The sequence below is a fragment of the Ornithinimicrobium humiphilum genome, from assembly GCF_006716885.1.
Lineage (GTDB): Bacteria > Actinomycetota > Actinomycetes > Actinomycetales > Dermatophilaceae > Ornithinicoccus > Ornithinicoccus humiphilus.
On the sequence record NZ_VFPU01000001.1, the window covers coordinates 2,778,409 to 2,797,172 of the forward strand.

An 18,764-nucleotide genomic window follows, 5' to 3' on the forward strand; every position below is an offset into this window, starting at 1 on the left:
GTCAGACGGCCTGGCGTCAGAAGACTCGGACGCGGTCCTCCGGGGCCAGCCAGAGGCCGTCGCCCTCGGTCGTGCCGAAGGCCTCGTGGAAGGCGTCGACGTTGCGCACCGTGTTGGCGCGCAGGTCCGCCGGCGCGTGCGGGTCGACCGAGAGGAGGCGGCGGGCCTCCTCCTCCCGGGCCACTCCGCGCCAGACCGAGGCCCAGCCGAGGAAGAAGCGCTGCTCGCCGGTCCAGCCGTCCAGGACGGGGGCGTCGTCTCCGGCCGCGATCGTGTAGGCCAGGTGGGCCAGCTCGAGGCCGCACAGGTCGCCGATGTTCTCCCCGACGGTCAGCCCGCCGTTGACGGTCACCGCGTCGTCGGGGACGTCGCGCGGCGAGAGCCGGTCGAACTGCGCGACCAGACGCTGCGCGCGCTCGTCGAAGCGGGCGCGGTCCTCCTCGGTCCACCAGTCGGTGAGCGAGCCGTCGCCGGCGTAGCGGCTGCCCTGGTCGTCGAAGCCGTGGCCGATCTCGTGCGCGATGACCGCGCCGATGCCGCCGTAGTTGACGGCGTCGTCGGCGTCAACGTCGAAGAAGGGCGGCTGCAGGATCGCGGCCGGGAAGACGATCTCGTTGAGCATCGGGTGGTAGTAGGCGTTGACCGTCTGCGGGGTCATCAGCCACTCGTCGCGGTCGATCGGGGCGCCCACCTTGGCCAGCTGGCGGTCGGTCTCGAAGGCCGAGCCGCGCCGCACGTTGCCCACCAGGTCCTGCGGGTCGAGGACGTAGGCGGAGTAGTCACGGAAGGTCGGCGGGTGGCCGATCTTGGGGCGGAAGGCCGCCAGCTTCTCCAGGGCCTTCGCCCGCGTCTCCTCGCCCATCCACTCCAGCTCGCCGATGCGGCGGCGGAAGGCCTCCAGGACGTTGTCGACCAGCTCGCCCATCCGCTCCCGCGCGGCGGGCGGGAAGTGCGCCTCGACGTACATCTGCCCGGCGGCCTCGCCGAGCAGGCTCTCGACCAGGCCCACGCCGCGCTTCCAGCGCTCCCGGTTGGTCGGGGTGCCGGAAAGGGTGCGGCCGTGGAAGTCGAAGCTCGCCTCCACCAGCTCGTCGGTGAGGTAGGGGGCGAGTCCGTCGAGCAGGCGCACGGTGAGCCAGGCGCGCCAGTCGGCGACGGGCACCTCGGCGAGCGCCGAGCCGACGGCCGCCAGCACGTCGGGCTGGCGCGCGACGACCTGGCGCCAGGCCACGTCGGGCACCCCGAGCCCGTCGGCCCAGGCCTGCCAGTCCCAACCGGGCGTCTGCGCGGCCAGCTCCTCGCGGGTCAGACGGGTGTAGGAGCGCACGGCGTCGCGGGCGGCGACCCGGTCCCAGTGCGCGGCGGCGATCCGCTCCTCGAGCACGTAGACGCGGTCGACGGCGTCGGCGCCCAGGTCGAGGCCGGCCTCGGTCAGGGCCGGTCCGGCGAGCTCGAGCAGGCCGGCCAGGTAACTGCGGTAGGCGTCGCGCACCGCGGCGTGCTCCTCCGCGGTGTAGTAGGCCTCGTCGGGCAGGCCGATGCCGCCCTGGTGCAGGTAGACGACGTAGTCCTCGGGGCTGCCGGCGTCGGCGGTGACCCAGACGTGCACGAGCCCGTCGGTCCCCTCCCGCTCCTGCTGGGCCGCGACCCGCACCACGTCTGAGGGGGACGTCACTGCGGCCACCCGGCGCAGCGGGTCGACGAGCGGCGTGAGCCCGACCTCCGCCACGCGGTCGGTGTCCATGAAGCTGGCGTAGAGCGCCCCGACCTTGCCGGCCGGGGTGTCGAGCGCGGGCTGCTGCTCGGCGGCCCGCTCGATGAGCTCGCGCACGGCGGCCTCGGCGTTCTCGCGCAGCATGTCGAAGGCGCCGTAGCGGGCGCGGTCCTCGGGGATGGTCGCCGTCGCCAGCCAGCCACCGTTGACGTGGCCGAAGAGGTCGTCCTGGGGTCGGACCGAGGGGTCCAGGTGGGCGCGGTCGATGCCGTGGTGCATGTCAGTCCTGGTCGTCGGGGACGGGGGTCGCGCGGATGACGCGTCACCGACACGGTATGCGGTGCCCAGCCGGTTCGGCGGCACCGGGGCCGCGTCGTCAGGAGCCGTCGGACCCGGGAGCTCCCGGCGGGGCCACCCGCACGGCGAGCAGCGCGCCGCCCGCGGCCAGCAGGTCGCCGGCCGTCACGAGGACCCGCGAGAGCAGCACGACGACGAGGATCCCTCCGGCGTCGAGGACGGGCGCGAGCGCCAGCGCGAGGACGGTCTCCCGCGCACCCACCCCGGCGGGCAGGAAGACGAGGGCGGTGCCCACCAGCCAGGCGAGGGCGTAGCCGCCCGTCGTGAGCCGCAGCAGGTCCACCCCTGGCTCGGCCCCCACCGCGAGCGCGAGCACGAGCACCTGCAGGCCGACGACCACCCACGACGCGATCGACCAGAGGGTCGCGGCCGCCACGGCCCGCCCGCCGATCCGTTCCTCCAGGGGCGTCTGCCGGGTGAGGTGCAGCACCGTCACGAGGATGCGGTTGAGGACGGCCGGGTGGACGAGCAGGAGCGCGACGGGGGCGAGCAGCGCGGGCCACCACCACGCCTCGAGGCGGGTGCCCGGGACCCCCGGCAGCGTCGCCAGCGCCGTCGCCCCGGCCACGACCGCCGAGAGCAGAGCGGCGAGCAGCATGGTCCCGACGGTGCGGCGGCGCGCGATGCCGCGGTCGCTGCCCAGCTCGGCGGAGGCCAGCAGGTTCCACACCCCGCCGGGCAGGTACTTGCCGACCTGGCCCACGAGGTAGACCACGCTCGCGTCGCGCTTGCCGAGCGGGGCGCCGAGCCCCGCGCTGACGGAGCGCCACGACAGCGCCGCCAGGAGGACGTTGACGACGGAGAGCAGCAGCGCGAGCGCGACGTAGGACCAGGAGACGGTGCGCAGCGCCTCGCCCACGGCCTCGCGCTCCAGGACGACCGCGACCACCGCCGCCGCGACCGCGGCCACGACGAAGCCGCGCCGGACCCAGGGTGACCCGAGGACGCGGCGCACGCGGGTCATACTGGACGGAGGCCGGGCGGCTGCGGCCCCGAGGTCGGACATAGTGCAGCGATGCTAACCGGACGGGCGACGGGGGCCGTCGTGAGGAGGACCGGCGTGGACGGTGGATCGGGCGGTCCCCGGCCCCGGGAGCGTGATCCCCAGTCGCGGCTCGTGGCGGCCCTGGCCGTGGCGCTGGCCTGCTTCGCCCTCTGGCGGGTCCGGCAGGGGGTCGACCACGGCGACGGTGCCCACGTCGTGGCCCAGGCGGTGCGGATGGCGCGCGGCGCGACGCCCTTCGTGGACGAGATGAACGCCCAGGCGCTGGGCGCCCTGCTCGCGGTGCCGTTCACCTGGGTCTGGCTGCAGGTCGTCGGCCTCGAGGGGATCGTGCTGGCGTCCCGGGTCTGGTACCTCGCCCTGGCGTTCTCCGCGGGAGCCCTCTGCTACCGGGCGCTGAGGACCGGCCTGCGACCCCTGCCGGCCCTCGCCGGCGCGGTGCTGGCGTGCACGCCCACGGCCTACAACCTCCTGGTCACCAGCTACAACACGGTGCCGGGGCTGGCTCTCGCGGTCGCCACCTTCGCCGGGTGGGCGGCCCTCACCCGGCCGAGCGGCCGGTGGGCGGCCGTCGGCGGTCTGGCGCTCGCGCTCGCCGTGCTCTCCCACCCCGCCTCCCTGCCCGCGGCGGCCGTGCTGGGTCTCGTCCTCCTGGTGCTGGCCCGGCACCGGGCCGGCGTCGTCCGGGGGCTGCTCCTCGGGGGCGGCGGGCTCTCGCTCCTGGTCCTCGTCTGGGTCGTGGCAGGCCCGGGCCTCGGCGCGCTCCTGGAGACGCTGTCCTACACCGCCGACTACCAGGCGGGGCGTCCGCACCCGCTCGACCGGGTGCAGGACACCACGGGCCGCCTCGTCCGGGCCCTGGTCGCACCGGCGACGTGGCCGGCGATCTGCCTGGCCGCGCTCGCCGCCCTGCCGCCCCTCCCCGACCGAGCTCGGGGCGCCGCGCTGGCCCTCGTGCCGGTCGCCATGGCGCTCCCCGCCCTGCTCTCGCTCCCGACGGAGGGGCAGCCGGTCGTCGGCGCGACGAGCGGCACCTACGCAATCCTGCTGTGCGCTCTCCTGCTGCTCCCCGTCGCGCTGTCCGCCCGGCAGGAACCCGTGCTGCGCCTGCTGCTCCTCGTGGCGGGGCCGACCGCGGTGGTGGGGCTCCTCACCTATGCCGCGACCACCTCGTCCTCGGCCCGGTGGGGGGCGGTGGTCCCGCCAGTCGTGCCCCTCCTCGGGGTGCTGGGGGTCGGCGTGGTGCTGCTGTGCGCCCGACGCGGGGTGGCGCCCGGGATCGCCGTCGCCTGCCTGCTGCTCCCGCTGCTCGGGGTCCAGAGCCTGCACGCCTTCCGGGACCCGGCGCCGTGGGTGGCGCACGTCCGGATCCCGGAGGGCCCCAACGCCGGGCTGCGGACCACGCCCGGTCGCGCGGCGGAGGACTGCGGCTTCCGCACCGCCGCGGCCTCCTGGATCGCTCCGGGCGAGAGCGTCCTGGCCTACGCCGGACCGGCCGTCTACCTCTACACGGACGGGCCCGCCGCGACCAACATCGTCTGGCTCGCGGGCTTCGGGAAGGCCAACCGGACCACGGTCGAGCGGCTCGACGAGCAGGGCGCCTGGCCCGACGTCGTCACCGTCCTGGCGTCGGTCGCCCGGGCGTGGGACGAGCACGCGGCGGACGACCCCCTCCTCCGACGGCTGGAGCGCGACTACGGGGAGCCGGTGCCCGCCGGGCCGTTCTGGGTGCTGCGCCGCGACGGGACGACGACCCCGCCGGGCGGCGAGCCCGACCTCGCCGCCTGCGGCCTCTCCTGACCGGCGCCGACCCGGCCGGCCGGCGCCTGCTCAGGCGCCCGCGAGCGCCCGCACGACCCGCGAGGGCGAGGGCCGGCCCAGCTGCTCGGCCATCCACACGCTCGCCGACACCAGCGCCCGCAGGTCGACCCCGTGCTCGATCCCCAGGCCGTCCAGGGCCCACACCAGGTCCTCGGTCGCCAGGTTGCCGGTGGCGGACTTCGCGTAGGGGCAGCCGCCCAGGCCACCCGTGGAGGCGTCGACGACCCTCACGCCGCGCTGCAGCGCGGTGACGGTGTTGGAGAGCGCCTGGCCGTAGGTGTCGTGGAAGTGGACGCCGACCTGGTCGGGCCCGATGCCCGCGTCGTCGAGCGCGTCGAGCAGCCGCAGCACGTGACCGGGCGTCCCGACCCCGATGGTGTCGCCGATCGAGAGCTGGTCGCAGCCGAGGTCCATGAGCCGGGAGCAGACGTCGACCGCCTGCTCGACCGGCACCGGGCCCTCCCACGGGTCGCCGAAGCACATGGACACGTAGGCGCGCACCCACGCGCCGCCGTCCAGCGCCCGCTTGACCACCGGGGCGAACATCTCGACCGACCCGGCGACCGAGCGGTTGAGGTTCTTGCGGGCGAAGGTCTCGGTGGCGCTGCCGAAGATCGCGACGGACGTCACGCCCTTCTCCAGCGCCCGGTCCAGGCCCCGCTCGTTGGGCACGAGCACCGGCCGCTGCTGGCCGGTGCCCACCGGGCCCAGCAGGTCGAGCAGCTCCTCGGCGTCACCCAGCTGCGGCACCCAGGCACGCGGGACGAAGCTCGTGAGCTCGACGGTCTCGAGACCGGCGGCCAGGAGGCGCCGGACGAACTCGGCCTTCACCTCGACCGGCACGGCCGTCTTCTCGTTCTGCAGCCCGTCGCGCGGACCCACCTCGTAGATCGTCACGCGCTCGGGCAGCCCCGGCATCGGCTCCGTCATCGGCAGCGCAGGAGTCGTCATGGGGACCATCCTCCCGCACCGGCGCGCGGGAGGCCGTCACCGCGGTGCCAGGAGGCGCTCCAGCCCCGCCGCCAGGGCGGCGATCGGCGGCGGCACCCGGTCGGGCGGCAGTGCCTGCGCCATCTCCCGCGCCAGCCGGATCTTGCGGCCGCTCGCGACCCCGGCGAAGCGGTGCAGCTGCTCCTCCACCGGCCGCCCGGCCCAGGCACGCTGCCCGCCGAAGGCCCGGAAGCCCTCCCCCAGACCGATCCGCTCCAGCAGGTCGAGGCACCCGGGCACGCCGAGGGCCCTGATCAGCTCGTCCTCGAGGTCGCGACGGCACACGAAGAAGCCGTGCTCCGGCAGGTCGTCCACGTCGACCACCGGCACCCCCGACCGCGCAGCGCCCGCACCACCACCCGGGCCTCCCCCGCGTCGCACAGGCCCACCACCCGGGACCCGGGCGCGGCCTCCGCGAGCTCGCGCAGCGCCCGCGCCGTGTTCGTCACCCCGCCCAGGTCCACCAGCCGGTATGCCGTGCCCGGCACGGCGGGTGCGCAGCGCGGCAGCAGCACCTCGAGGGCGGCGACGTCGCTCGGCCCCTCGAGGAGCACGTGCACGGGCGTCCCGGTGTCCATGGCCTCCCCATCGTGCCGTCGTCGGCCGGCGCCGGCCACCCGGTTCCGGCGGAAGGGCGGAATGCCGGGGGCGCGGCATACCGTTGACCCCACGATGAACGGCCCCCTGATCGTCCAGTCCGACAAGACCCTGCTCCTCGAGGTCGACCACCCCGACGCCGAGGTGGCGCGCCGCGACATCGCGCCGTTCGCCGAGCTGGAGCGTGCCCCCGAGCACATCCACACCTACCGCGTCACGCCCCTCGGGCTGTGGAACGCCCGCGCCGCCGGCCACGACGCCGAGCAGGTCGTGCACGCCCTGATCACCCACAGCCGCTACCCGGTGCCGCAGGCGCTGCTCGTCGACGTCGCCGACACGATGGCGCGCTACGGCCGTCTCACGCTCGACAAGGACGAGGAGCACGGGCTGGTCCTGCGCGCGAGCGACCGGGCCGTGCTCACCGAGGTGCTGCGGCACAAGAAGATCAAGCCCCTCATCGGTGACCGGATCGACGACGACACCGTCGCGGTCCACCCCTCCGAGCGGGGCCACCTCAAGCAGGAGCTGCTCAAGGTCGGCTGGCCGGCGGAGGACCTCGCGGGCTACGTCGACGGCGAGGCGCACCCGATCGCGCTCGACACCTCCGAGGGCGACTGGTCGCTGCGGCCCTACCAGCAGCAGGCCGTCGACGGCTTCTGGGACGGCGGCTCGGGCGTCGTCGTCCTCCCCTGCGGCGCGGGCAAGACGCTGGTCGGCGCGGGCGCCATGGCGCGCAGCTCGACGACGACGCTCATCCTCGTCACCAACACGGTCTCGGCCCGCCAGTGGCGCGACGAGCTGCTGCGGCGCACGACGCTGACCGAGGACGAGATCGGCGAGTACTCCGGCGCCCGCAAGGAGGTCCGCCCGGTCACCATCGCGACCTACCAGGTGCTGACGACCAAGCGGAAGGGCGTCTTCCCGCACCTGGACCTGCTCGACGCCCGTGACTGGGGCCTCGTGGTCTACGACGAGGTGCACCTGCTGCCGGCGCCGATCTTCCGGATGACCGCCGACCTCCAGGCACGGCGCCGCCTCGGCCTGACCGCGACCCTGGTGCGCGAGGACGGCCGCGAGTCCGACGTCTTCTCCCTCATCGGGCCCAAGCGCTACGACGCCCCGTGGAAGGACATCGAGGCGCAGGGCTACATCGCCCCCGCCGACTGCGTCGAGGTGCGGGTGACGCTGCCGGAGTCGATGCGGATGGCGTATGCCGTCGCCGAGCCCGAGGAGCGCTACCGCTTCGCCGCCTGCGCGCCCGCCAAGGACGACGTGGTGCGGGCCCTCGTGGCACGGCACCGCGGCGAGCCGACGCTGATCATCGGGCAGTACCTCGACCAGCTCGGCCAGCTCGCCGAGGCGCTCGACGCCCCGCTCATCACCGGCGAGACCTCGGTCAAGCAGCGCCAGGAGCTCTTCCGGCAGTTCCGCGAGGGCGAGATCGACCTGCTCGTCGTGAGCAAGGTCGCCAACTTCTCCATCGACCTGCCCGAGGCCTCGGTCGCGATCCAGGTGTCGGGCACCTTCGGATCGCGCCAGGAGGAGGCCCAGCGGCTGGGGCGCGTGCTGCGCCCCAAGGGTGACGGCCGGACCGCGCACTTCTACACCACGGTCGCGCGCGACACGGTCGACGCGGAGTTCGCGGCGCACCGCCAGCGCTTCCTCGCCGAGCAGGGCTACGCCTACCGCATCGTCGACGCCGAGGACCTCGGCTCGCTCGACGCGACGTCGGGCGCCGGCTGAGGTGGGATGGTGCGCATGACGCGCACCACCCCTGCCGACACGGTCGTCCTGGACGTCGACGGCACGCTCGCCGACTCCACCTACCACCACGCGCTCGCCTGGGCGCGGGCCTTCGCCCGCGTCGACCTGCACCCGCCGCTGTGGCGGGTCCACCGGACCATCGGGATGGGCGGTGACAAGCTCGTCGCCGAGGTGGCCGGCGAGGAGGTCGAGGCCGAGCACGGCGACGCCCTGCGGGAGGCGTGGGAGGAGGAGTACGACGCCCTCCTGCCCGAGGTCGGGCTGCTCCCCGGCGCCCGCGACCTGGTCCTCGCCCTCGCCGACCGCGGCCTGACGGTGACGCTCGCGACCTCGGGCAAGGACCGCTTCACCGAGCACGTCCTGCGCCAGCTCGACCTGCCCGAGGGCACCCTCGCCGCCGGCGCGAGCAGCGAGGAGGTCGAGGAGTCCAAGCCCGCCCCCGACGTGGTCGCCCGGGCGGTCGAGCAGGCCGGCGGCACCGCCGCGGTCATGGTCGGCGACACCACCTACGACGTGGCCGCGGCCGCCCGGGTGGGCGCGCCCTGCGTCGCCGTGCGCACCGGCGGCTTCGGCGACCAGGAGCTCCTCGACGCCGGCGCCGTCCTCGTCGTCGACACCCCCGCCGACCTGGTCGACGCCGACTGGGACCGGCTGCTCACGCTGGAGCCGGGGTCCTCCTCCGGCGCCTGAGGGGTATGCCGTCCTCGCTCCCCGTGCGGCACCGCCCGGAACCGTCGCGCGGCGGGTAGCGTCCGAGCGGCAGCCGAGGGCCTTCCCCCGGCCCTCGACGAGGAGGTGGGCAGATGTCCCTCACCGCACCGACCAGCCGCTGGTCCCAGGACGGGCCGGACCTGCCCGACGACGTCTTCCTCGAGGACCTCCCCGCAGGCGGCGTCCTCGACCCGGGCTCGCCCTTCGGGTCCGGGACGGCATCCACCGGCGACGGGCTGTTCGCGGTCGCGCCGCTCTTCCTCGGCGTCGTCGTCCTCGTGGTCGTGGTGATGGTCGTCGTCAGGCTCGCCCAGGGGGCGCGGACGATCGCCGAGAACTCCGCCCAGCCCGAGCGCACCGTCTCCGCCAGGGTCATCGGGAAGCGGACGCAGGTCGAGGGCGGCGGCAACGACACCCCGGTGCGGAGCCTCTACTTCGTGACCTTCCAGCTGCCCGACGGCGAGCGCGTCGAGCTCAAGGTCCCCGCCCGCCTGCACGGCCAGGTCGCCGAGGGCGACGAGGGGCGGCTGACGCACCAGGGCACGTGGTTCCGCGGCTTCGAGCGGCGCCGGGTCATCCCGGTCGACGGCACCTGGGAGGCCCCGGGCGGCCCGTCGCTCACGCCTCCGCCGGGCTGACCCTCAGACCCGGGCGGCCCGCAGCGCCACGGCGGTCGCGAGGGCGGCCGTGGCCGCCTCGTGGCCCTTGTCCTCGGAGGACCCGGGCAGGCCCGCCCTGTCGAGCGCCTGCTGCTCGTCGTCGCAGGTCAGCACGCCGAAACCCACCGGGACGCCGGTCTCGACGGACACCCTCGTCAGACCGTCGGTGGCCGCGCTGCAGACGTAGTCGAAGTGCGGCGTGCCACCCCGGACCACGACACCGAGGGCGACGAGGGCGTCGAAGCGGCTGCTGCGGGCCAGACGGGCGCACGCGACCGGCAGCTCGAAGCTTCCGGGCACCCGGACCACGGGGACGTCGGCCACCCCCGCCTCCTCCAGTGCCCGGCGGGCGCCGTCGAGCAGCCCGTCCATCACCCGCTCGTGCCAGGACGCGGCGACGACGGCGACGTGCAGGCCCGACCCGGCGACGGTCAGGGTGGGTGCTCCGGCCTTGCTCATGCGATGGTCCTCCTCGGGGTGGTGGGGACGGCGTGGGGCGCGTGCCCCAGCCGCTCGGTCTTGGTCCGCAGGTAGGCCCACGCCTCCGGCGGGGGCGTGGTGGCCGACGGCTCGCGCGCGGCGACGGTCAGCCCGAGCCGGGTGAGCGCGGCCACCTTGTCGGGGTTGTGGGTCAGCAGGCGCAGCGGGCGGTCGGCGAGCCCCAGGTCGCGCAGCACGGCGGCCCCGGCGGCGTAGTCGCGGGCGTCGACGGGCAGCCCCAGCGCCTCCTGCGCCTCGACGGTGTCGAGGCCGGTGTCCTGGGCGGCGTAGGCGCGCAGCTTGTCCACCAGCCCCACCCCCCGGCCCTCGTGCCCGCGCAGGTAGACGACGACGCCGCCCTCCGTGGCGACCCGGCGGAGGGCGTCGTCCAGCTGGGGCCCGCAGTCGCAGCGGCGCGACCCGAGGGCCTCGCCCGTGAGGCACTCCGAGTGCAGACGCACGAGCGGGCGGGGCCCGGGGTCGGGGCGCCCGACCAGGGCCAGGTGCTCTACGCCGGTGACCAGGTCGCGGTAGGCGTGCACGACCAGCTCGCCGGCGTCGGTGGGCAGCGTCGTCGTGGCCTCCCGCCGCACCGTGCCGGTCTCGAGCCGGTGGGCGACGAGGTCGGCGATGGTGATGACCGGGAGGTCGTGCTCGGCGCCGAGGGCGACCACCTGCGGCCCGCGCAGCATCTCTCCCTCGTCGTCCACCAGCTCGGCGATCGCCGCGACGGGCGCCAGCCCGGCGAGCCGGCAGAGGTCGACGGCGGCCTCGGTGTGGCCGCGCCGGACCAGCACCCCGCCGTCGCGGGCGCGCAGCGGGACGACGTGACCGGGGCGGCGCAGGTCGGCCGCGGTGGTGACCGGGTCGGCCAGTGCGCGCAGGGTCGTGGCCCGGTCGGAGGCGCTGATGCCGGTGCTCACACCGGCCGCGGCGTCCACCGTCACCGTGTATGCCGTGCGCAGCAGGTCCTCGTTGTGCTCCACCATGAGCGGCAGCTCGAGGCGGTCCGCCAGCTCGCCCGTCAGCGGCGCGCAGACGTAGCCGGAGGTGTGGCGCACCGTCCACCCCATCCAGGCCGGCGTGAGCGTCTCCGCGGCGAGCACGACGTCGCCCTCGTTCTCGCGGTCGGCGTCGTCGAGGACGAGCACCGGCCGCCCGGCGCGCAGTGCCTCGAGCGCCTCGGGGACGGTCGCGAGGGCCATCACCCCTCCCTCCGCCCGATGGCGACGGTCTCCGGCACGAGCCCGTCGGCGAGCATCGACTCGACGTACTTCGCCAGCACGTCCACCTCGACGTTGACCTCCTCCCCCGGCCGCCGCCTCCCCAGCGTCGTCAGCGCCAGGGTGGTCGGGATGAGGCTGACCGCGAAGGTCTCGTCGGTCCGACCGGAGACGGTGAGGGAGACGCCGTCGAGGGCGACCGAGCCCTTGAGCACGACGTAGCGGCGCAGCGTGGGCGGCAGCGCGAAGGTCACGACCTCCCACCGCTCCCCCGGCTCGCGGGAGAGCACGGTCGTCGTCCCGTCGACGTGACCCTGGACGACGTGGCCGCCCAGCCGGCCGTCGGCGCGGAGGGCGCGCTCGAGGTTGACGGGGTCGCCGGGCCGCAGCCGGCCGAGCGTGGTGCGGGCCAGCGTCTCGGCCATGACGTCGGCCGTGAAGCCCTGGGGACTGCTGCCGGTGACGGTCAGGCAGACCCCGTCTACGGCGATCGATTCGCCGTGCCGCGCGTCGGCGGCGACCGTGGGGGCGTGCACCTCCAGCACGCAGGAGTCGCCGTCCGACCCGTCGGTGCGGGCGGTCAGGGTGCCGAGCTCTTCGACGATGCCGGTGAACATGGGGTCAGTCCTCCTGGAGGGAGCGGGTGGTGGTGGGAAGCAGGGAGGCCGGGCCGGGCTCCGAGGCGGCGCCGGCGGGGACCAGGCGCAGCCGGACGTCGGGCCCGACGCGCGCCACGTCGACGAGGCGCAGCCGGGGTGCGTCGGCGAGGGTGCCGACGCCGAGGTCGGGGACGGCCGGGGCGCCGCTCCCGAGCAGCACGGGCGCGACGTAGGACAGGACCTCGTCGACGCAGCCGGCGGCCCAGAAGGCGCCGGCCAGGGTGGGCCCGCCCTCCAGGAGCACGGTGCGCGCACCGTGCTCCACCAGCACACGCAGCACCTCCCGGGGGTCGTGCGTGCGCAGGTGCAGCACCGGGGACGGGCCGCCACGGAGGCGGGCGCCGGCGGGAAGCTCGCGACGCCCGACCACCACGCGCAGCGGCTGGGTGGCCAGCTCGTGCCCCTCCGGCGTGCGGGCGGTCAGGGCGGGATCGTCCGCGAGGGCGGTGCCGGTGCCGACGACGATCGCGTCGACCCGGGCACGCAGGGCGTGGGCGTCGGCGCGGGACTCGGGCGAGGAGATCCAGCGGCTGGTCCCGTCGGCCGCGGCGACCCTGCCGTCGAGGGAGCCCGCGATCTTCCAGGTCACGTGGGGGCGGCCCAGCGCGGCGGCCCGGGCCCAGTCGGCGACGAGGGCGTAGGAGGCGGCGTGCGGGTGCTGCTCGACGGCCACCCCGGCTCTCGTCAGCCGGGCGGCACCCCCGGTGGCGGACGCGGTCGGCTCGGGCACGGCATACACGACCGCGGCGACGCCCGCCTCGAGGAGGGCCTGCGTGCAGGGCGGCGTCCGGCCGTGGTGCGCGCACGGCTCGAGGGTCACGTAGGCGGTGGCGCCCCGGGCCCGCCCGCCGGCCGCGGCGATCGCGGCGACCTCGGCGTGCGGGGTGCCCGCGCCGCGGTGGTGACCCTCCCCGACGATCTCGCCGTCGGGGGCGACCAGGACGCACCCGACGCGAGGGTTGCGGTCGCGGGCCGGGCCCAGGCGGGCGCGGGCGACCGCTCGGTCCAGGTAGTGGTCGGTGCTCGTCACCGTCTCCTCCGTCTCGTCGTGCGACCCCGGAGGGGGACGACGGGAGACGGGTGCGACGACGAGGGACCGCCGTGCCCGGACGCCGGGTCGCCAGGACCCGACGCCGACGGCGATCCGTCGACGCTCGCGCTGCCTCCCATCCGGACTTTCACCGTCGGTCCCGGAGTTTCACCGGGTCAACCGGCCGCTGGCTGCGGTCGGGTCGCGGACTGTCACCGCCGGCTCGGAGTTTCACCGACCCCGGAGCGCGTGTCGTGCCCGGGAGGCTAGCAGCCGTTGCTGGGGGTTCCGTCGTCCGCGAGGCCCGACCACCCCGCACCGCATCCAGCAGTTCCCCAGGACATTCCCAGGAATGGGGCGGACCCTGGGAGCATGAGCACGACTCCCCCCACCGAGCCCGAGGCCACCCTGCTGGTGGTCGAGGACGAGACCAACATCCGCGAGCTGCTCACCACGAGCCTGCGGTTCGCGGGGTTCGAGGTGCACGCCGCGCCCGACGGCCGCACCGCCCTGGAGCTGGCGGCCAAGCACGACGTCGACCTCGCCGTGCTCGACATCATGCTCCCGGACATCGACGGCTTCCAGATCACGCGGACGCTGCGCGACGCCGGCCGCGACATGCCGATCCTCTTCCTCACCGCCAAGGACTCCCTCGACGACAAGGTCAAGGGTCTGACGGTCGGCGGCGACGACTACGTCACCAAACCCTTCAGCCTCGAGGAGGTCGTGGCCCGCATCCGCGCGGTCCTGCGCCGCACCCGCGTGGTGCCGGAGGAGGACGACCACGTGCTGCGTGTCGCCGACCTCGAGCTCGACGAGGACAGCCACGAGGTGCGCCGGGCCGGCAAGGTCATCGAGGTCTCCCCGACCGAGTTCAAGCTCCTGCGCTACCTCATGCTCAACCCGGGCCGGGTGCTGTCCAAGGCGCAGATCCTCGACCACGTCTGGGACTACGACTTCCGCGGCGAGATGAACATCGTGGAGTCCTACATCTCCTACCTGCGCCGCAAGATCGACGTCGTCGGCGAGCCCCTCATCCACACCAAGCGGGGCGTCGGCTACGTGCTGCGCGCCCCGCGCGACTGACCGCGCGCCGGCACCGCCGGCACCCCTCGTCGACGTGACCTTCCTCCGCCGCCTGCGCAGCACGGCCTACCAGCGGCTGCACAACATGTCGCTGACGCGGCGGCTCGTCGCCGTCGTCGTGCTCATGGTGATGGCGGCCTACCTGCTGACCATCTCGGTGACGATGACGATGCTGCGCAGCTATCTCGTCGACCGCGCCGACGACGACCTCCAGGCCTACCTCGAGCCGCTGGCGGCGAGCACCGTCACCCAGCTGCTGGGCAGGTCGGGCCAGGAGCAGCCGGTCTTCATCCCGCCGAACAACTACTACATCGTCTTCCTCCCCGCCTACGACACGCTGCCCGCGCGCGACCTCGTGCTGCCCTACCAGCAGATCACCCAGAGCCGCCCCGACGTCGACCGCGAGGCGGTGGACGCCCAGCCCCTGCGGGAGCCGTTCACGGTCGACGCCGAGCAGGGGGACGGCCAGTGGCGGGTCGCGGCGCTGCGCTTCTACGACAGCCAGGGCCGGGAGGCGGGCACGATCGTCGTCGGGCTCCCGCTCAGCGGGGTGGACGAGACCGTCCGGCAGCTCGGCCTCATCATGGCCGCCATCGGGGTCGCGACGCTGGTCATGGTCGGGGTGCTCGGCTGGTTCGCGGTGCGTCGCGCCTTCCGCCCGCTCACCCGGATCGAGGACACCGCGGCGGCGATCGCGGCGGGCGACCTGTCCCGCCGCGTCCCGCCCCGCGACGCCCACGACGAGGTCGGCTCCCTGTCGGAGTCGATCAACCGGATGCTCGCCCAGATCGAGCACTCCTTCGCCGTCCGCGAGGCCTCCGAGCAGCGGATGCGCGACTTCGTCGCCGACGCGTCCCACGAGCTGCGGACCCCGCTGGCCACGGTGCGGGGGTATGCCGAGCTCTACCGGGTGGGCGCGGTGGCACCGGACGACGTGGGCGGGGCGATGAAGCGCATCGAGGACGAGGCGAGCCGGATGACGGGCCTCGTCGAGGACCTCCTGACCCTCACCCGGCTGGACTCCGAGCCGGCCATGTCACCGACCCGGGTCGACCTCACCGTGCTCGCCAGCGACGTGGTGCAGGACGCCCGGGTGCGCGCCCCCGACCGGCAGGTGTCGCTCCGGGCGGTCGAGGGCGGGCGCGGCGACCGGTTGCCGGTCGTCGTCGGCGAGGACGGCGGCCTGCGGCAGGTGCTGACCAACCTCGTGGCCAACGCCCTGACCCACACCCCGGCGGGCACGCCCGTCGAGGTGGCCGTCGGCACGCTCGACGACCAGGTGGTCGTCGAGGTGCGCGACCACGGTCCCGGGCTCGACCCCGAGGCCGCCGAGCGGGTCTTCGAACGTTTCTACCGGGCCGACCGTTCGCGCAGCCGCCAGTCGGGCGGCACCGGCCTCGGGCTGCCGATCGCCGCGGCGATCGTCGCGCGCCACGGTGGCACCGTGCGGCACGTGCCGACGCCCGGGGGCGGCGCCACCTTCCAGGTGCGGCTCCCGGCCGCGCCCCCTCGGACCGAGACCGAGCCAGAGGTCGACGACGCCGAGGACGCCGAGGACGCCGAGGAGCAGGGCACCGACCGCCGCTGACGGGGCCCCGCCCTGCTAGACGACGGCCTCGAGGAACTTCTGGGTCCGCTCGTGCTGCGGCCGGGTGAAGATCTCCTCCGGCGGGGCCTCCTCGAGCACCCGACCGCCGTCGAACATCATCACGCGGTCCGAGACGTCCCGCGCGAACTGCATCTCGTGGGTGACGATGAGCATCGTGATGTCCGTGGTCGCCGCGACGTCCTTGAGCACCGCGAGCACGTCGCCGACGAGCTCGGGGTCCAGGGCCGAGGTGACCTCGTCGAGGAGCAGGATCTCAGGGTCCATGGCCAGCGCCCGGGCGATCGCGACCCGCTGCTGCTGCCCGCCGGAGAGCTGCGTCGGGTGGGCGTCCGCCCGGTGGCGCAGCCCGACGCGGTCGAGCAGGGCCAGCGCCTTCTCGTGCGCCTCCTCGGGCCCGTGATGCGCGCCGCCAGGTCACCCGCACCGGCGTTTCCAGCAGAACCCCAGGCGTCTCACAGGGTCGTCGCACCCTGCGGTGCTCGAATGGCGTCATGACCACGTACCCGTCCCAGCAGCAGAACGTCCCCGCGCCCACGCCGCAGCCCCGTGCAGGACGGCGCTGGGCCGACATCGGCATCGCCAGCATCCTGTCGGCCCTGCTCGCCACGGGCGGGACCTACGCCGTGGTGACCGCGACCGACGGGGACGCGGGCCAGACCGGCAGCACCGCCGCGCAGACCACCGACGCCGGCGGGCAGACGAGCGACGCGGTCGAAGACGGTGCCGCGACCGGGACGCCGGCCAGCTTCACCACCGACGCCGAGTGGGCCGCCGTCGCCGAGGCCGTCGGGCCCAGCGTGGTCTCGATCGAGGTCGCGGGCTTCAGCGGCTCGGGCTCGGGCTCGGGCGTGGTCTGGGACGCCGAGGGCCACGTGATCACCAACGCGCACGTCGTGGAGGGCGCCCAGGAGGTCCAGGTGGTGCTCGCCGACGGCCGCCGCTACGAGGCCACCGTGGCCGGCAGCGACCCCTCCAGCGACCTCGCCGTCCTATCGCTGGCCGACGCGCCGGACGACCTGTCCCCCATCGCGGTCGGCGACGACGCGGCCCTGCGGGTGGGCGACCCCGTGATGGCCGTGGGCAACCCCCTGGGCCTGTCGGGCACCGTCACCACCGGGATCGTCAGCGCGCTGGACCGCCCGGTGACCACCGAGGCCGTCAACGCGCAGACCGGCATCCCCGAGGCGGTCGTCACCAACGCCATCCAGACCTCGGCCGCGATCAACCCCGGCAACTCCGGCGGGGCCCTGGTCAACGCCGCCGGCGAGCTCGTGGGCATCAACTCCTCGATCGCCTCCATCGCCTCCCCGGGCCAGAGCCAGGCCGGCTCGATCGGGATCGGCTTCGCGATCCCGGCCGGCAAGGTGCGGCTCATCGCCGACCAGCTCATCGAGACCGGGCGGGCCGAGCACGCCTTCCTCGGCGTCGGTCTCGCCGACGGCTCGGCCGAGGTCGACGGCGCGGTGCGCACCGGCGCGCTGGTCCGCCAGGTCGAGCCCGGCTCCCCCGCCGCCGGGGCGGGGCTGCAGGACGGCGACCTCATCACCGCGATCGACGGCGAGCACGTGACCTCCAGCCTGGCCCTGGTCGGCCAGATCCGCGAGCGCGGCACCGGGGAGGAGGCCGAGCTGGAGTACGTCCGCGACGGCGAGCTGGCCACGGTCTCGGTCACCCTCGACACGCGCCCGGACGAGCAGCCCTGACCACCTGCGGCGGACGCCGCCGGGAGGGCACCTCGCCCGCCCGGTGGCGTCCACCGCCCCGGGGGGCCGGCTCGTCGTAGGCTGGCCGGACGGACGCCGCGGCCCGCGGCGTCATCCGCTCGCGCAAGGAGATCCGGCACGTGAAGATCGCTGTCCTGGGCGGTGACGGGTTCTGCGGCTGGCCCGCGGCCCTGCACCTGTCCGACCTCGGTCACGACGTCCTCATCGTCGACAACCTGTCCCGCCGTCGCATCGACGAGGAGCTCGGGGCGTCGTCCCTGACGCCGATCGCGAGCCCGCAGGAGCGGGTGGCCGCCTGGCAGGAGGTCTCCGGCCGGCGGATCGGGCTCGAGCTGCTCGACGTCGCGCAGGACTACGAGGGGCTCGTCGAGCTCCTGCTCCGCGAGCGCCCGGACGCCCTCGTCCACTTCGCCGAGCAGCGTGCCGCCCCCTACTCGATGAAGTCCCCGGCCCACAAGCGCTACACGGTCGACAACAACGTCAACGCCACCCACAACGTGCTCTGCGCGCTCGTGGAGACCGGGCTCGACGCGCACCTGGTCCACCTCGGCACGATGGGCGTCTACGGCTACGGCACGGCCGGGATGAAGATCCCCGAGGGCTACCTCGACGTCGAGGTGACGACCCAGACCGGGGAGCGGATCCCGCAGCAGATGCTCTACCCGTCCAACCCCGGGTCGATCTACCACATGACCAAGTGCCTCGACCAGCAGCTCTTCGCCTACTACGCCAAGAACGACCGGCTGCGGATCACCGACCTGCACCAGGGCATCATCTGGGGCACCCACACGCAGCAGACGCTGCGCGACGAGCGGCTGATCAACCGCTTCGACTACGACGGCGACTACGGCACCGTGCTCAACCGCTTCCTCATGCAGGCCGCGGTGGGCTACCCGCTCACGGTGCACGGCACCGGCGGGCAGACGCGGGCCTTCATCCACATCCGCGACATGGTGCGCTGCGTCCAGATCGCGCTGGAGAACCCGCCGGCCGGCGGTGACCGCGTCAAGATCTTCAACCAGATGACCGAGACCCACCGGGTCCGCGACCTCGCCGAGCTGGTCGCCCGGATCAGCGGCGCCACGGTCGAGCTGGTGCCCAACCCGCGGCACGAGGCCGCGGAGAACGAGCTGCACGTCTCCAACGACACCTTCCTCGACCTGGGCCTGCAGCCCACGCTGCTCGAGGAGGGCCTCCTCCGGGAGGTCGAGGACGTCGCCCGGCGCTACGCCGACCGGGCCGACCTCGGCAAGATCCCGTGCACCTCGGTCTGGACCCGGGAGCAGCAGCCCGGCGTGCCCACCTCGCGGCCCGCCGCCGCGGCGCGCACGGCCTGA

17 protein-coding genes, 1 pseudogene and 1 riboswitch are annotated in these 18,764 nt (G+C 74.8%); of the genes and pseudogenes, 8 read left to right on the plus strand and 10 right to left on the minus strand.

Translation table 11 applies throughout. The annotated features are described in order from the left end of the window. Window positions 1-16 precede the first annotated feature (16 nt). Both FB476_RS13110 and FB476_RS13115 read right to left on the minus strand, forming a co-directional pair. Entirely contained in the window at window positions 17-1,993 is a 1,977-nt protein-coding gene (locus tag FB476_RS13110; RefSeq protein WP_141819482.1) for a M13 family metallopeptidase, read from the minus strand. 97 nt (window positions 1,994-2,090) lie between these two features. Continuing rightward, the gene (locus FB476_RS13115) at window positions 2,091-3,026 is read right to left on the minus strand and encodes a lysylphosphatidylglycerol synthase domain-containing protein (protein ID WP_170233617.1); all 936 of its coding nucleotides are present in this window, start codon (window positions 3,024-3,026) and stop codon (window positions 2,091-2,093) included. Between the two features lie 105 nt (window positions 3,027-3,131). Here FB476_RS13115 and FB476_RS13120 point away from each other — a divergent pair, with 105 nt between their 5' ends. After that, complete coding sequence (locus FB476_RS13120; RefSeq protein ID WP_141819486.1) at window positions 3,132-4,874, plus strand: hypothetical protein; 1,743 nt, start codon at window positions 3,132-3,134, stop codon at window positions 4,872-4,874. 30 nt (window positions 4,875-4,904) lie between these two features. Here the strand turns inward: FB476_RS13120 and FB476_RS13125 are convergent, their stop codons facing one another. Genes FB476_RS13125 through FB476_RS13135 form a run of 3 tightly spaced genes read right to left on the minus strand, consistent with a single transcriptional unit; the run spans window position 4,905 to window position 6,463 of the window. Continuing rightward, on the minus strand, window positions 4,905-5,846 hold the full coding sequence (locus FB476_RS13125; protein WP_141819488.1) for a hydroxymethylglutaryl-CoA lyase: 942 nt from the start codon (window positions 5,844-5,846) through the stop codon (window positions 4,905-4,907). A 36-nt stretch (window positions 5,847-5,882) separates the two neighbouring features. Further along, on the minus strand, window positions 5,883-6,200 hold the full coding sequence (locus FB476_RS13130; RefSeq protein ID WP_141819490.1) for a hypothetical protein: 318 nt from the start codon (window positions 6,198-6,200) through the stop codon (window positions 5,883-5,885). Next, entirely contained in the window at window positions 6,140-6,463 is a 324-nt protein-coding gene (locus tag FB476_RS13135) for a toprim domain-containing protein (RefSeq protein ID WP_141819492.1), read from the minus strand. Before FB476_RS13135 ends, FB476_RS13130 begins: the two co-directional genes overlap by 61 nt. 94 nt (window positions 6,464-6,557) lie before the next feature. Between FB476_RS13135 and FB476_RS13140 the strand changes: the two genes are divergently transcribed. The 3 genes from FB476_RS13140 (at window position 6,558) to FB476_RS13150 (ending at window position 9,595) form a co-directional block, all read left to right on the plus strand. Next, a complete protein-coding gene (locus FB476_RS13140) occupies window positions 6,558-8,225 on the plus strand; it encodes a DNA repair helicase XPB (RefSeq protein ID WP_141819494.1) in 1,668 nt (555 codons plus the stop codon). Window positions 8,226-8,240: 15 nt separating this feature from the next. After that, window positions 8,241-8,936, plus strand: coding sequence for an HAD family hydrolase (locus tag FB476_RS13145; RefSeq protein WP_141819496.1), 696 nt, complete (start codon window positions 8,241-8,243; stop codon window positions 8,934-8,936). A gap of 113 nt (window positions 8,937-9,049) precedes the next feature. Then, window positions 9,050-9,595 (plus strand): DUF2500 domain-containing protein, encoded by a 546-nt coding sequence (locus tag FB476_RS13150; RefSeq protein ID WP_141819498.1) that lies wholly within the window; start codon window positions 9,050-9,052, stop codon window positions 9,593-9,595. 3 nt (window positions 9,596-9,598) lie between these two features. On the opposite strand, the gene ribH is transcribed toward FB476_RS13150, so the two are convergent. From ribH to ribD, 4 genes are read right to left on the minus strand one after another with little or no spacing between them, the layout of a single operon-like run. Then, a complete protein-coding gene (gene ribH / locus FB476_RS13155; protein ID WP_141819500.1) occupies window positions 9,599-10,075 on the minus strand; it encodes a 6,7-dimethyl-8-ribityllumazine synthase in 477 nt (158 codons plus the stop codon). After that, entirely contained in the window at window positions 10,072-11,301 is a 1,230-nt protein-coding gene (gene ribB, locus FB476_RS13160) for a 3,4-dihydroxy-2-butanone-4-phosphate synthase (RefSeq protein ID WP_141819502.1), read from the minus strand. The genes ribH and ribB overlap by 4 nt, the downstream gene beginning before the upstream one ends. Further along, on the minus strand, window positions 11,301-11,936 hold the full coding sequence (locus tag FB476_RS13165; protein ID WP_141819505.1) for a riboflavin synthase: 636 nt from the start codon (window positions 11,934-11,936) through the stop codon (window positions 11,301-11,303). Before FB476_RS13165 ends, ribB begins: the two co-directional genes overlap by 1 nt. 4 nt (window positions 11,937-11,940) lie before the next feature. Then, the gene (gene ribD, locus FB476_RS13170; RefSeq protein ID WP_141819507.1) at window positions 11,941-13,008 is read right to left on the minus strand and encodes a bifunctional diaminohydroxyphosphoribosylaminopyrimidine deaminase/5-amino-6-(5-phosphoribosylamino)uracil reductase RibD; all 1,068 of its coding nucleotides are present in this window, start codon (window positions 13,006-13,008) and stop codon (window positions 11,941-11,943) included. Window positions 13,009-13,132: 124 nt separating this feature from the next. Next, window positions 13,133-13,259: riboswitch (FMN riboswitch) on the minus strand. A gap of 121 nt (window positions 13,260-13,380) precedes the next feature. Here ribD and FB476_RS13175 point away from each other — a divergent pair. Both FB476_RS13175 and FB476_RS13180 read left to right on the plus strand, forming a co-directional pair. Beyond that, complete coding sequence (locus tag FB476_RS13175) at window positions 13,381-14,094, plus strand: response regulator transcription factor (RefSeq protein WP_141819509.1); 714 nt, start codon at window positions 13,381-13,383, stop codon at window positions 14,092-14,094. Between the two features lie 34 nt (window positions 14,095-14,128). Continuing rightward, window positions 14,129-15,682, plus strand: coding sequence for a sensor histidine kinase (locus tag FB476_RS13180; protein WP_238329700.1), 1,554 nt, complete (start codon window positions 14,129-14,131; stop codon window positions 15,680-15,682). A gap of 15 nt (window positions 15,683-15,697) precedes the next feature. On the opposite strand, the pseudogene FB476_RS13185 reads toward FB476_RS13180, so the two are convergent. Further along, window positions 15,698-16,090, minus strand: a pseudogene (locus FB476_RS13185) (amino acid ABC transporter ATP-binding protein); the annotation flags it as partial. Between the two features lie 104 nt (window positions 16,091-16,194). On the opposite strand from FB476_RS13185, the gene FB476_RS13190 reads away from it, so the two are divergent. Both FB476_RS13190 and FB476_RS13195 read left to right on the plus strand, forming a co-directional pair. Further along, window positions 16,195-17,406, plus strand: coding sequence for a S1C family serine protease (locus FB476_RS13190; RefSeq protein WP_238329701.1), 1,212 nt, complete (start codon window positions 16,195-16,197; stop codon window positions 17,404-17,406). A 140-nt stretch (window positions 17,407-17,546) separates the two neighbouring features. Continuing rightward, on the plus strand, window positions 17,547-18,764 hold the full coding sequence (locus tag FB476_RS13195) for an NAD-dependent epimerase/dehydratase family protein (protein ID WP_141819511.1): 1,218 nt from the start codon (window positions 17,547-17,549) through the stop codon (window positions 18,762-18,764).

Excerpts from the sequence above, each read along its gene's own strand:
- FB476_RS13150 (WP_141819498.1), top strand. The coding sequence starts at position 9,050 with ATGTCCCTCACCGCACCGACCAGCCGCTGGTCCCAGGACGGGCCGGAC.
- FB476_RS13140 (WP_141819494.1), top strand. The coding sequence starts at position 6,558 with ATGAACGGCCCCCTGATCGTCCAGTCCGACAAGACCCTGCTCCTCGAG.
- ribB (WP_141819502.1), bottom strand. The coding sequence starts at position 11,301 with ATGGCCCTCGCGACCGTCCCCGAGGCGCTCGAGGCACTGCGCGCCGGG.
- FB476_RS13135 (WP_141819492.1), bottom strand. The coding sequence starts at position 6,463 with ATGGACACCGGGACGCCCGTGCACGTGCTCCTCGAGGGGCCGAGCGAC.
- FB476_RS13110 (WP_141819482.1), bottom strand. The coding sequence starts at position 1,993 with ATGCACCACGGCATCGACCGCGCCCACCTGGACCCCTCGGTCCGACCC.
- ribH (WP_141819500.1), bottom strand. The coding sequence starts at position 10,075 with ATGAGCAAGGCCGGAGCACCCACCCTGACCGTCGCCGGGTCGGGCCTG.
- FB476_RS13190 (WP_238329701.1), top strand. The coding sequence starts at position 16,195 with ATGACCACGTACCCGTCCCAGCAGCAGAACGTCCCCGCGCCCACGCCG.
- FB476_RS13145 (WP_141819496.1), top strand. The coding sequence starts at position 8,241 with ATGACGCGCACCACCCCTGCCGACACGGTCGTCCTGGACGTCGACGGC.
- FB476_RS13165 (WP_141819505.1), bottom strand. The coding sequence starts at position 11,936 with ATGTTCACCGGCATCGTCGAAGAGCTCGGCACCCTGACCGCCCGCACC.
- FB476_RS13125 (WP_141819488.1), bottom strand. The coding sequence starts at position 5,846 with ATGACGACTCCTGCGCTGCCGATGACGGAGCCGATGCCGGGGCTGCCC.
- FB476_RS13175 (WP_141819509.1), top strand. The coding sequence starts at position 13,381 with ATGAGCACGACTCCCCCCACCGAGCCCGAGGCCACCCTGCTGGTGGTC.